This is a genomic window from Pseudomonas sp. 1D4 (genome assembly GCF_001728925.1).
GTDB lineage: Bacteria > Pseudomonadota > Gammaproteobacteria > Pseudomonadales > Pseudomonadaceae > Metapseudomonas > Metapseudomonas otitidis.
In genome coordinates this window covers 25,699-37,355 of the sequence record NZ_LXJQ01000056.1, presented here as the reverse complement: position 1 = coordinate 37,355, position 11,657 = coordinate 25,699, and the positions used below count along the sequence as shown (strand labels likewise).

9 protein-coding genes are annotated in these 11,657 nt (G+C 67.8%); 3 read left to right on the top strand and 6 right to left on the bottom strand.

The genetic code is table 11. The features are described from left to right. Window positions 1-198: 198 nt before the first annotated feature. A complete protein-coding gene (locus A7D27_RS22850; RefSeq protein ID WP_069563689.1) occupies window positions 199-585 on the bottom strand; it encodes an NADH:ubiquinone oxidoreductase in 387 nt (128 codons plus the stop codon). Window positions 586-667: 82 nt separating this feature from the next. Between A7D27_RS22850 and A7D27_RS22845 the strand changes: the two genes are divergently transcribed. Next, the gene (locus A7D27_RS22845; RefSeq protein WP_069566185.1) at window positions 668-1,636 is read left to right on the top strand and encodes a GTP-binding protein; all 969 of its coding nucleotides are present in this window, start codon (window positions 668-670) and stop codon (window positions 1,634-1,636) included. A 432-nt stretch (window positions 1,637-2,068) separates the two neighbouring features. On the opposite strand, the gene A7D27_RS22840 is transcribed toward A7D27_RS22845, so the two are convergent. The 3 genes from A7D27_RS22840 to A7D27_RS22830 form a co-directional block, all read right to left on the bottom strand. After that, complete coding sequence (locus A7D27_RS22840; protein WP_069566184.1) at window positions 2,069-3,376, bottom strand: MFS transporter; 1,308 nt, start codon at window positions 3,374-3,376, stop codon at window positions 2,069-2,071. 1,694 nt (window positions 3,377-5,070) lie between these two features. Further along, window positions 5,071-6,417 (bottom strand): sigma-54 dependent transcriptional regulator, encoded by a 1,347-nt coding sequence (locus tag A7D27_RS22835; RefSeq protein WP_069563600.1) that lies wholly within the window; start codon window positions 6,415-6,417, stop codon window positions 5,071-5,073. Then, the gene (locus tag A7D27_RS22830; RefSeq protein ID WP_083265745.1) at window positions 6,414-8,105 is read right to left on the bottom strand and encodes an ATP-binding protein; all 1,692 of its coding nucleotides are present in this window, start codon (window positions 8,103-8,105) and stop codon (window positions 6,414-6,416) included. Before A7D27_RS22830 ends, A7D27_RS22835 begins: the two co-directional genes overlap by 4 nt. Before the next feature lie 219 nt (window positions 8,106-8,324). Here A7D27_RS22830 and A7D27_RS22825 point away from each other — a divergent pair, with 219 nt between their 5' ends. Next, complete coding sequence (locus A7D27_RS22825) at window positions 8,325-9,203, top strand: alpha/beta fold hydrolase (RefSeq protein WP_069566182.1); 879 nt, start codon at window positions 8,325-8,327, stop codon at window positions 9,201-9,203. After that, window positions 9,200-9,571, top strand: a complete 372-nt coding sequence (locus A7D27_RS22820) for a hypothetical protein (RefSeq protein WP_069566181.1) — start codon at window positions 9,200-9,202, stop codon at window positions 9,569-9,571. The genes A7D27_RS22825 and A7D27_RS22820 overlap by 4 nt, the downstream gene beginning before the upstream one ends. Window positions 9,572-9,581: 10 nt before the next feature. Here A7D27_RS22820 and A7D27_RS22815 read toward each other — a convergent pair whose 3' ends face one another. Further along, window positions 9,582-9,995, bottom strand: a complete 414-nt coding sequence (locus A7D27_RS22815) for a DUF3301 domain-containing protein (protein WP_069566180.1) — start codon at window positions 9,993-9,995, stop codon at window positions 9,582-9,584. Between the two features lie 46 nt (window positions 9,996-10,041). Beyond that, window positions 10,042-11,616, bottom strand: coding sequence for a sensor domain-containing diguanylate cyclase (locus tag A7D27_RS22810; protein ID WP_069566179.1), 1,575 nt, complete (start codon window positions 11,614-11,616; stop codon window positions 10,042-10,044). Window positions 11,617-11,657: the final 41 nt, after the last annotated feature.

Below are 11,657 nucleotides of genomic sequence, written 5' to 3'. Positions count from 1 at the left end.
ACGTTGGATTGGTTGGCCTGAGCGGCAGGTGTGGCTCGGCTTGATGGGGTTCGCACAGCTCACCCCATTCTACGGTGTGTGGCGGCAGGTACCGGGCCTACCGATGCTTATCCACAGATCAAAAAAAGGGCCACCCGAAGGTGGCCCTGCATCACCGAGGCCCTGCCGGCCGAGCCGGCATGGGCGAGGTACCCGAGGCTATTTCACCGCCTGGCTGTTACCGGCTGATGACGACGGGCTTTCCCAGGTGCCTTTGCCCTGGCCCTCGCAGAACGGCTTGAGGTAGCGCGCGTCGCTGGCGACGCCGTAGTAGTAGAGGTCCTGGCGGTAGGCGATGTTGCTCACCTGGCTGTTGCGGCAGACGCCGAAGGCCCCTTCGGGGCACTGCTCGGCATAGCTCACCTCCACCTTCTGGCCCGGCATCTGCGGCTTGCAGAAGCCGTCGCGGAACAACTGGGAGGGAATGCTGCGGTTGGCCTGGCAGACCTTCACGTCCAGCCGGTCGCTCTGGCTGTGGACAATGCAGGCTTCCGCCAGGGCCTGGGACGAGGCAAGCAGCAGCAGGGGCAGCAGGAACACACGCATGAAGCACCAACCCGAGTTTCTAGGATGCGCGACTTTATCACGGCCCTTTATTCACAGCCTGTGACACCGCACCATGGCACCCATGCTGACTCACATCCCCACCCATCTGGTGGCCGGCCCTCTCGGTGCCGGCAAGACCAGCCTGATCCGCCACCTGCTGGCCCAACGCCCCATGGGCGAGCGCTGGGCGGTGCTCATCAACGAATTCGGCCAGGTCGGCCTGGATGCCGCGCTGCTGGAAACCGGCGAGGACGGCATCAGCCTGGCCGAGGTGGCCGGCGGCTGCCTCTGCTGCGTCAACGGCGCGCCCTTCCAGGTCGGGCTCGGGCGCCTGCTGCGCAAGGCGCGGCCGGACCGGCTGTTCATCGAACCGTCCGGGCTGGGCCACCCGGGGGAGCTGCGTCGGCAGCTCGTTGCCGCGCCCTGGACCGAGGTGCTGGCCCTGCAGCCCACCCTGGTGGTGCTGGATGCCCAGGCCCTGGCTCGCGGTGAGCCGCTGCCCGCCAGCCAGCAGGCGGCATTGGAAGGTGCCGGGCTGCTGGTGCTGAACAAGGCCGGGGGCCTGCAAGCCGACGCTCGTCAGCGCATCGTCCAGGCCCTGCCAGCGGTGCCCCAGTGCTGGACCGAACAGGGTCAACTGCCGCTGGAACGCCTGCCTGGCCTGGCGGCGCGCGCCGGCGTGGCTGTGGATAACCTCGCGCTGCCCAGTGCCCCGCCGGCTTTGCCGACCCTGTGGACAGACCCGACCCGGCCCCTCTGCCAGGCCGGCGGCCAGGGGGACGGCTGGAGCATCGGCTGGCGCTGGCACCCGTCCCAGCGCTTCGACCCGCAGCACCTGGCCGCCTGGCTCCAGGGCCTGGACTGGCGCCGCGCCAAGCTGGTTATCCACAGCGCGCAGGGCTGGGTCTCGGCCAACGCCCTGGACGGCGCCCCGCTGCACTGGCGCCCCAGTGAGTGGCGGCGGGATTCGCGGCTGGAGCTGATCTTCAGCGAGCCGCAGGAGGAGGCCGTCCTCTCGGCGGGGCTTGAGGCCTGTCGGTTGCGGGAGTGATGCCTCTCCAGCACTTGAGAGGGAGTTAGGCTGATTATCGAGTTCTGCTGGTGTTTTCTGTTTCGCCCTCCCGGGCGAGCCCCTTTTGGCAGTCGCCCCAAAAGGAGCCAAAAAGGCTTGCCCCTGCATACGGCCCGACTACGTCGGGTCCCCTCGCTACATCGTCGTTCCAGGGGCACGCGCTGACGGGCCATCCCTGGCCCGGCAGCGCTCTCGCGACATCCATGTCGCTCAACCCCTTCCACGACGATTCCGCTCGGCCTCCTGAAGGGGCACTGTCCCCGCCCAACCTCTCAAGCCAAGCACTGGTTCTATGTGCGCCCGGACGTAGAGCGCGAGGCGTACAGAAACGAAAACGGGCCCTTGCGGGCCCGTCTGCGGAATAAAACGACTACGGCAAGCCGCAGCCAGGGCCGGGGCGGCCCAAAGGTATCAGTCGTCGTTCATGCGCGAGTGGGTGCGGGTGTCCTTCATGAACAGGTACACCATCAGCGAGCAGGCGATGCAGGCGGTCACGTACCAGTAAAAGCCGCTCTCCATGCCGATGCTCTTGAACCACAGCGCGATGTACTCGGCGGTGCCGCCGAAGATGGACACGGTCAGCGCGTAGGGCAGGCCCACGCCCAGGGCGCGGATCTCGGTGGGGAACAGCTCGGCCTTCACCACGGCGTTGATCGAGGTGTAGCCGCTGACGATCACCAGCGCCGCCATGATCAGGAAGAACGCGCCCCACCAGGTTTCGATGGTGTGCAGGGTGCTGAGGATCGGGTAGGTGAACAGGGTGCCCAGCACGCCGAAGGCGATCAGGATCGGGCGCCGGCCGATCTTGTCCGAGAGCGCGCCGACGATGGGCTGCAGCAGCATGAACAGGAACAGCGTGGCGGCCGAGATCATGGTCGAGTCGCCTTTGCTCATGCCCACGGTGTTGACCAGGTACTTCTGCATGTAGGTGGTGTAGGTGTAGAAGGCCAGGGTCCCGCCCATGGTCAGGCCAACCACGGTCAGCACTTCCTTGGGGTGGCGCATCAGGGTGCGCAGCAGGCTTTCCTTGGGCTTGTCCTTCTTCTGGGTGAAGGAGTCGGTCTCCTCCATGCCGCGACGCAGGAACATCGCCACCACGGCACAGGCCGCGCCGATGAAGAAGGGCACGCGCCAGCCCCAACTGTCCAGCTGCTCGGTGGTCAGGGTCTGCTGCAGCACGATCAGCACCGCCAGGGCGATGAGCTGGCCGGAGATCAGCGTCACGTACTGGAAGCTGGAGTAGAAGCCGCGCTGTTCCTTGGTGGCCATCTCCGACAGGTAGGTGGCGGAGGTGCCGTATTCACCGCCCACCGAGAGGCCCTGCAGCAGGCGGGCGATCACCAGCAGGATGGGCGCGGCGATGCCGATGCTCTCGTAGCTGGGGGTCAGGGCGATGATCAGCGAGCCGAAGCACATCAGCAGCACCGAGGCCAGCAGGGCGGCCTTGCGGCCCTTGCGGTCGGCGTAGATGCCCATCAGCCAGCCGCCGATGGGGCGCATCAGGAAGCCCACGGCAAAGATCGCGGCGGTGTTCAGCAATTGAGCGGTCAGGTCGCCCTGGGGGAAGAAGGCTTTGGCGAAGTACAGCGAGAAGGCGGCGTAGACGTACCAGTCGTACCACTCCACCAGGTTGCCCACCGAGCCGCTGAAGATCGACTTGATGCGCTGGGACGTGGTGCGGGGTGTTGCTGAGGCAGTCAGGGTGCTGGAGCTGTCCATCGTGGTTCCTCGAGTCGTTGTTGTTGTGCGCACGGACTGGCCGGGCTTGGACAGGCCCCATAGCAGGACCTGTGCCAGGCACTGGAGGCCGCGCCGTTGCTGGGGTTCGGCTCGATGGAGGGGCTTCGCTGCGCGGAATCCCGCCGATGCCGGAACGGGCGATGAGCGGGTTGTTGCCGAGTGCCCGGTGTTGGCGTGCGCATACCTTCTTCATGGTTTCCGGGCACCCTGCCGCACATGGGAAGCGCCAGGGGCAGGTGTTCATCCCCGATTCCGGTGGAGCACAGCGTGGACAAGCTGTGGGCAGATTCCCCTATGCCCCGTCATCCGTGGGTTTCAGGCATTCGATCAGGATTTGCACAGGGCAAGGCCTGTGGATGGGCGTCCGCCCTGTGGGCGACTGTCCCCAAATGGCGTGGATGAGCCTGTGGAAAAGCTGTAGCCACCCCGCCAGAGGCCAGGCTGCAAGCTGTCTGTGGAGGGTTGATCACTTAATGTCCAACGGGATAAGTGAGCGGATACGGCCTGTTGGGTATCGTCCCCAATTCCCGTGGACGGTACTGTGCCCAAGCTGTGGATAGATCGACAAGACCCAGTATCAACAAGGCTTTCAGGCCTTCGTACAGATTCTGATCAGTAGCTGGGCCCTGCCATGCGCCGGTTCTACGCAGTTGTGAACTGTGGACAGAACCGCTGCATGATCCCCACCTGTCCCCAAACACCGGGGATGAGCCTGTGGACAAGCTGTAGCCAGACCGTCAGAGGCCCGATTTGGCGGGGCCTCTGGCGTTTGGATCGTTTTTTGATCGATGTGCGGTCTATCCAGTCGTGTGAAAAAGGCCCTGCGCCGGTGGCTTTTCTGTCCACATTGCCCCCAGTAACCGGGGAAGACCCTGTGGAAAAACTGTACGCACCTGCCTGTCAGCCACGGCTGGCGGGCTGTTCAGCCGATTGATCATTAATTGAGCCCTTGCTGGCTGGGCGGTGGGGGGCATCTGGCGTGTGTCGGACAGGCCGGGCCGGAGCGGCAGCCGGCCCGTCAGAAGGAGCGTTCTCCCTGCTATCCACACCGTCCCCAATAACGGTGGAAGGGCCTGTGTACAAGCTGTCTGCACCTCTCTGAAGGCCAGGGATTGCAAGGCCTTAAAGGGGTTGTACGAATTCTGAGCGATTACCCTGTCGCACCGCAGGCAGCGGTGGTGTTTGCCTGTTCATGAAGCTATCAACAGTCCCCAGATCAGGTGGATCAGCCTGTTGATAAGCTGTGCTCAATCACTTGAAAGCCTTTATTGATAAGGCTTTCGTCGATTTGATCGCGATTTGATCAGGGGTGCGATGGCGATTGGATGCACACAGCGAGCGACGCGCTGGGCGAACTGTCCACATTTGTCCCAGCTTTAAGGGGAAAATTCTGTGGATAAACTGTTTTCAGTTGTACACAGGCCGTGTCGGGTGTGGCACGGAGCAAGCTGTACGTTTACTGATCATATTATTTGCAAGGTCCTGCCGTACAAGGGATTTTGCGGAGTAAAGGGGGGGCGAGGTGTGGAAAAGCGCCGCCTGGGAGCTGTCCCCAGATAGCGTGTATCAACCTGTTGAAAAGCTGTGTCCACAGCGCCGAAGGCCCCGATTGACGGGGCCTTTGGCATTCAGGTGGATTTATGACCACAGGGCCGGAAGGCCCTGTGGATGGATCAGTCGTCTTCGCCGGGGAGGAAGTCGCCACGGGCCAGGCCGTGGCGCTGCATCTTCTCGTTGAGGGTGCGGCGCGGCAGTTGCAGCAGCGCCATCACCGCCTTGATGTCGCCCTTGCTGCGGGCCAGGGCCTGGCGCAGGCATTGCGCCTCGTAGGCTTCCATCAGCTCGGCCAGGGACGGCACGCCGTCCTCGCGGGGGGCGTCCAGCGGTGCGACCAGCCCCAGCACGTGGCGCTCGGCGGCGTTGCCCAGCTCGCGCACGTTGCCGGGCCAGTCGTGGGCCAGCAGGTGCGCCAGCTCGGCCGGGGTGAGGTTCGGCACCGGGCGCTGCAGGCGTTCGCCGGCCAGGGCGGCGAAGTGTTCGAACAGCAGGGGGATGTCCTCGCGGCGGTCCCGCAGCGGCGGCAACTGCAGCTCGGCGACGTTCAGGCGGTAGAGCAGGTCCTCGCGGAAGCGCCCGGCGCGCACTTCGTCGCGCAGGTCCGGCTTGGTGGCGGCCACCACCCGCACGTCGATGCGGATGCTCTGGTTGGAACCCAGGCGCTCCAGTTGCTGCTCTTGCAGCACCCGCAGCAGCTTCACCTGCTGGGCCAGGGGCATGCTCTCGATCTCGTCGAGGAACAGGGTGCCGCCGTTGGCGTGCTCCAGTTTGCCGATGCGCTTGCCCTGGGCGCCGGTGAAGGCGCCGCTTTCATGGCCGAACAGCTCGCTCTCGAAGAGGTTCTCCGGGATGGCGGCGCAGTTGAGGGCGACGAAGGGCCGTTCCGCGCGCGGGCCGAAGTCGTGCAGGCAACGCGCGACGAGTTCCTTGCCGCTGCCGGTGTCGCCCCGCAGCAGGACGTTCACCGGCGTCTGCGCCAGGTCCAGCACCTGCTTGCGCAGGTGCAGGATGGGCCGGGAGATGCCCAGCAGGCGGCCGTCCAGTTGCGCGCGGCTGTCCGCCTGCTGGCGCAGGCGGCGGTTCTCCTGCTGCAGGCGGCGCTTCTCCAGCGCGCGCTGGAGGCTGCCCAGCAGGCGCTCGGGGGTGAAGGGCTTCTCGATGAAGTCATAGGCGCCCAGGCGCATGGCTTCCACCGCCTGGGGCACGTCGCCGTGGCCGGTCACCAGCAGGAAGGGCAGGTCGCGGTCACGGGCCTGGACCGCCTCCAGCAGGGCCAGGCCGTCCATGCCCGGCATGCGCAGGTCGCTGACCACCACACCGGGGAAGTCCGGTTCCAGGGCCTGCAGGCACTCGGCAGCGCTGGCGCACAGGCGCACGGCGAAGCCGGAGAGTTCCAGCCATTCGCGCACGGCTTCGCGGATGGCGGCTTCGTCGTCGACGAAGATCACGTGGGGGGAGGTCATGCTCGCTCCTCGGGGGGGCTGGCCGGCAGGCTGAGGCGGAACACCGCGCCGGGGCCACGGTTTTCCGCAGCCAGGCGCCCGCCCAGTTCATGGACGATGGCGTAGGACACGGCCAGGCCGAGGCCCAGGCCGTCGCCCACCGGTTTGGTGGTGAAGAAGGGGTCGAAGACCTGGGGCAGCACATCGGCAGGGACGCCGCCGCCGTTGTCGGCGACCTCCAGGCACCAGTGTTCGCCGTCGCGCCGCAGGCTGATCTCCACCTTTGGCGCGGCCTGGCCATCGACGGCATCCAGGGCGTTGCGCAGCAGGTTGACCAGCACCTGTTCCAGGCGGATGGCGTCGCCCTGGACCCAGGCCGGCTGCTCCAGGTGCTGGACGATGTGGGCGTCGCTGTCGCGCAGGCGCGGGGTGAGCAGTTGCAGGGCCTTGCCCACCACGTCGCCGAGTTCCAGGGTTTCCCGCAGGCCACCGGGGGTGCGGCGGGCGTAGGTCTTGAGGTGACCGGTGAGGGCGGCCATGCGTTGCAGCAACTCGTCGAGGCGGTCGAGGGCCTTGCGCGCCGGCTCCAGTTGGCCGTTGTCCAGCATCAGGCGCAGGCTGCCCAGGTGCATGTGCAGGGCGGTCAGCGGCTGGTTGATCTCATGGGCGAGGGCCGCCGACATCTGCCCCAGGGCGGCCAGCTTGGCAGCCTGCACCAGGCCGTCCTGGGCGGTGCGCAGGTCGGCGGTGCGCTGTTCCACCAGGCGCTCCAGCTCCTCGCGGCTCTGCTGGCGCAGGCGCGCCAGGCGCCAGCGCTGCTGCAGGAACAGGCCGAGGAAGAACAGCGCCGACCATACCCCGCCGGCGGCCAGGCTGGCGGTGCGGGCGCTGCTGGCAGCGCCCTGGGGGCGGTGCAGCAGGTGCAGGGTCCAACCCTCGCTGGGCAGCGCCTCGGATTCCCAGAGGTAGTCCTGTTCACCGTCCGGGCCCTTGACCCGCACCAGGCGGCTGCCGTCGCCGAAGTCCTCGCGGGTCTGGTGCTCCAGGGGCACCAGGGGCTTCTTGTCGTACTGCCGGGTGGCGGCCAGCTCGGCGCGCTGCGCGGCGTCCAGCGGTGCCAGTTCGCGGTAGCGCCAGGCCGGCTGGTTGGCGATGAAGACGATGCCCTTGGCGTCGCTCACCAGGATCACGTCGGGGCGCTCGCGCCACTGGTGTTCCAGCTCGGGGAACTCCAGCTTGACCACGATGGCGCCGAGGAAGCGCCCGGCATCGTCGTGGATGGCGTGGGAGAGGAAGTAGCCGGGGATGCCGCTGACCACGCCCACGGCATAGAAACGCCCGGTGCCCTGAGTGCGGGTTTCCAGGAAGTAGGGGCGGAAGCCGTAGTTGTGGCCGACGTAGCTGGTGGGCAGGCGCCAGTTGCTGGCGGCGATGGCCAGGCCGTCTTCACGCATCAGCTCCAGGGTGGAGGAACGGGCGGCGCCGTTGATGCGTTCCAGCTTGAGGTTGAGCTGCCGTTGCAGGTCGTCGGTCAGCGGTGCCTGCAGGGCCTGGCGCAGCTCCGGGTCCAGCGCCAGTACGGCGGGCAGGGCGCGGTAGCGTTCGATCAGGGTGCTCAGGGCGCTGCGGTAGAGCCCGAGCTGGGCCCCGGCCTGGAGGCCTTCCTCGCGCAGGGCGGCGTACTCGGCCTGGCGCCCGGCCTGGTGCATCGACAGCAGCAGGCCGATGACGAACAGCAGGGTCAGCGGGACGATGCGCGGGGGCAGGCTGGGCACGGGCGGGTCCGGGGTGGTGCAGGGGGCTGCGACGATAGCACGAGCGGGGTGGCGACAGCCTGTGGATAACCCCTGTAGCCAGCGGGTGTCCACAGGCTGCCGGTGGGCGGCATCCGGCGATACACTGCGCGCTTCCCGTTGCGAGCCTGTCCCATGTCGTTGATCGCCTGGTCCCATTCCACGTCCGCCGGTTTCACCCTGCGTGGCTGGCACAGCCCGCCCAGTGGCCGGCCACTGCTGCACTTCCTGCATGGCAACGGCTTCTGCACCCGCGCCTATGCGCCGATGCTGGCGCGCCTGGAGGCGCACTTCGACCTCTGGCTGTGCGACCTGCAGGGGCACGGGGAGAGTGATCATGGCGGGCGCTTCCTGGGCTGGAACCGCAACGCGGAGCTGGCGGTGGAGGCGTTCGAGGCCGGTCGCGGGCGCTTCGGCGAGGTGCCGCGCCTGGCCCTGGGGCACAGCTTCGGGGGCGTGCTCACCAGCCTGGTGCTGGCCCGCCACCCCGCGCTGTTCCAGCGTGTGGTGCTGCTGGACCCGGTGATCTTCACCCCGGCGATGATCGGGGTGATGGCCTTCAGCGAGGTGCTCGGCCTGCACCGGCGTACCACCCTGGCCAAGCGTGCCCGGGCCCGGCGCCACCAATGGAGCGACCGCGAGGCGGCCTTCAAGGCGCTGCATGGGCGCGGCATCTTCCGTGGCTGGCGCGACGATGCCCTGACGGCCTACGTGGACCATGCGATCAAGGCGGTGGAGGGCGGCGTCGAGCTGAAGTGCCGCCCCAGTCGTGAGGCCGAGGTGTTCAGCTCCTGCCCGAAACGCCTCTGGCCGTCGCTGGCGCGCATTGCCACGCCGACCCTGATCCTCCACGGCGAGGCCAGCTACCCCTTCGTCGCCCGTTCGGTGGCGCGGCTCTGTGCCCTCAACGGCCACGTCAGCGCCCAGGTGGTGGAGGGCGGCCACTGCTTCATGCAGGAAGACCCGGACGCCGCCGCCGAGCGGGTGGTGGACTTCCTCGGCCGCAGTCTGTGAGCGACCCGCGTCGCGAGGCGGTCTGGCTGGCGCTCTCGGAGCTGTGGTTGGACACCGAGCTGGACGCGGGCGATCTGCTGCGGCTGGCGCGCTGCCTGCGCGACAGCGGTTATCCACAGGCCGAACTGGAGGCGATCTACGCGCTGGAAGTGGCGCCCGCCGTCTGGCTCAACGCCTGGAGCGTGGCGGGGGTGTGGCAGGGGTTCGATCCCGACTGGCTGTTCGAACGCTGCCGGCATAACCAGGCGCGGAGGGCGCGGCTCGGCTTCCGCCTGGGCTGTCGGCTGCTGCGTGGCGCCATGACCGGCGCCACGCGGGCGGACTGGAACGGGGTTATCCACAGGCTGGAGGGGCTCGGCGAAGGCTGAGCCCGGTGGGTCATTCCACCTGGCGCTGCTCATCCTGGCGCGGGTGGTTGCGGCGCCAGGTGTCCAGTTGGATGACGTTGCCGGCGACGACTTCCGGCTCGCGGGGGGCCTGGAAGGGGTGCGGGTCCATCTGGATGCGGCCCGCGTGGTTCCCGAACATCTGCACCGTGCCGGTCAGGCGCTGCTCGCCGGTGACGGTGAATTCGAAGCCATAGATACGCGCCAGACGACGGTGGCCCTTGGCATCGCGGACGATGGCCATGCGCTGCAGGGCGACGTTGCCGTCCAGCAGTTCCACGTCGAAACGGGCGCAGTGTTGTTTCACCAGCACCAGGGCGCGCTCGCGCACACCGTGGCCGCGCCAGAGCCAGGCGGCGCCGGCGGCAAGCAGCAGGAACAGGAAGACATCGGCCAGACTGATCATGATCACTCCCCTCGGATGCGCTGAAGCTTAACCCATCCTTGGCCGATCAGAAGGCCAGCTCGAGGCGGTTGCGGCCCCGCTGCTTGGCCCGGTAGAGCGCCTGGTCGGCTGCCTCCTGGAGTGCTTCCAGGCCCTGATCGGCCGGGCCTTCGGCCAGGCCGATGCTGACGCTGATGGCCAGCGTCTGACCCTCCACGTCGAAGTGCAGCCCCTCCACCGCCTCGCGTAACCGTTCAAGAAAACGACGGGCGGCATCGGCTGGGGTGTCGGGCAGCAGGAAGACGAATTCCTCACCGCCGATCCGGGCGAATACGTCGGTGCTGCGGGCGGCCTCCTGGCAGAGGCGACTGAAGGACCGCAGCACCAGGTCGCCGGCGGCGTGGCCGTGCTGGTCGTTGATGCGCTTGAAATGATCGATGTCGAGCATCGCCAGGCACAGCGGCTGGCCCTGGCGCAGGGCCCGCAGGCGCTCCTGCTCGGCGCGGGTGTCGAAGGCCCGGCGGTTCAGGGCGCCGGTGAGCGGGTCGGTGGTGGCCTGCAGGCGCAGGCGTTCTTCCAGGGCCTTGCGGTGGCTGACGTCGCGGATCTCCACCAGCCGCTGGTGGTCGTCCAGCGCCGTCACCGAGCACTCGACGGCGAGCAGGGTGCCGTCCTGGCGCTGCACGGCGAAGTCACGCGGGGTGCCGTCGGTCTCCGCCAGCAGGCGCTCCAGTGCGGCCTGTTCGCTGGCCGGGAACAGCGCCTGGGGCGTGCGCTCGCGCAGGCCGTCGCGGGGCAGGCCGAACAGGCTGTCGAGGGCCGGGTTGCTGTCCTGTATGCGGCCGTCCTGCAGCACCATCAGACCCACGCTGGTCAGGCTCATCAGGCGCTCGAAGCGCTGGGCGCCCGCCTCGGCCTGCTCGGCGTGGCGCTGGCTGTCGAGGAGGATGCGGCGCATGGTCATCAGCGCCAGGCCCACCAGGGCGATGACCCACAGGGGGATGCCGACGTTGTAGGGCAGCAGGTAGGCCACCGAGCGCGTCACGTCGGGGTGCTCCACCGCGTTCAGCCAGTCGTGCACGGCGATGCCGCCCCGCAGCAGAGTGACCAGGGCGTAGCCCAGCAGCACCACGCCGACGCCGGCACACACCCCGCGCAGTTGGGGTTCGCGCGGGTGGCGCAGCAGGGCGCTGGCAGCCTGCAGGGGCAGCGCCCCGCCGATGGCGGCATAGACGGCGATCAGCAGCTCGCTGTTGAGCGGTGCCACCCACCAGTGCCAGCTGTTGAAGGCGGCCATCAGCCCGGCACTGGCCGGCACCGTCCAGACCGGCAGCGGGCGGCCGAGGAAGCGGAACACCCCGAGCATCAGCACCGCCTCGCCAGCCAGTTGGGTGGCGTTGCCGAGGACGTTGAGCACGCGGTTGCCGGTGGCGACGAAGACGAAGAAGGCGAGGATGCCGAGGATCAGCAGCCAGGCGCCCGCCGCCCAGAAGCCGGGGCCGCGATAGGGGCGCGAGACGTACCAGAGCCCGGTGCAGGCCAGGGCGCTGCCCAGCATCAGGTTGAGCCCGAGCAGCATGGGCGAAAAATACAGGGATTCCATGGTGACGGTGGGTGCCGGCAGGTTGGAGAATCCTGCCATTATGGCCGGCGAACCGAGCCCGCACCTCCTGGCATTCGATC

Excerpts from the sequence above, each read along its gene's own strand:
- A7D27_RS22830 (WP_083265745.1), bottom strand. The coding sequence starts at position 8,105 with ATGCACCAGGCCGGGCGCCAGGCCGAGTACGCCGCCCTGCGCGAGGAA.
- A7D27_RS22815 (WP_069566180.1), bottom strand. The coding sequence starts at position 9,995 with ATGATCAGTCTGGCCGATGTCTTCCTGTTCCTGCTGCTTGCCGCCGGC.
- A7D27_RS22840 (WP_069566184.1), bottom strand. The coding sequence starts at position 3,376 with ATGGACAGCTCCAGCACCCTGACTGCCTCAGCAACACCCCGCACCACG.
- A7D27_RS22810 (WP_069566179.1), bottom strand. The coding sequence starts at position 11,616 with ATGGCAGGATTCTCCAACCTGCCGGCACCCACCGTCACCATGGAATCC.
- A7D27_RS22850 (WP_069563689.1), bottom strand. The coding sequence starts at position 585 with ATGCGTGTGTTCCTGCTGCCCCTGCTGCTGCTTGCCTCGTCCCAGGCC.
- A7D27_RS22845 (WP_069566185.1), top strand. The coding sequence starts at position 668 with ATGCTGACTCACATCCCCACCCATCTGGTGGCCGGCCCTCTCGGTGCC.
- A7D27_RS22825 (WP_069566182.1), top strand. The coding sequence starts at position 8,325 with ATGTCGTTGATCGCCTGGTCCCATTCCACGTCCGCCGGTTTCACCCTG.
- A7D27_RS22835 (WP_069563600.1), bottom strand. The coding sequence starts at position 6,417 with ATGACCTCCCCCCACGTGATCTTCGTCGACGACGAAGCCGCCATCCGC.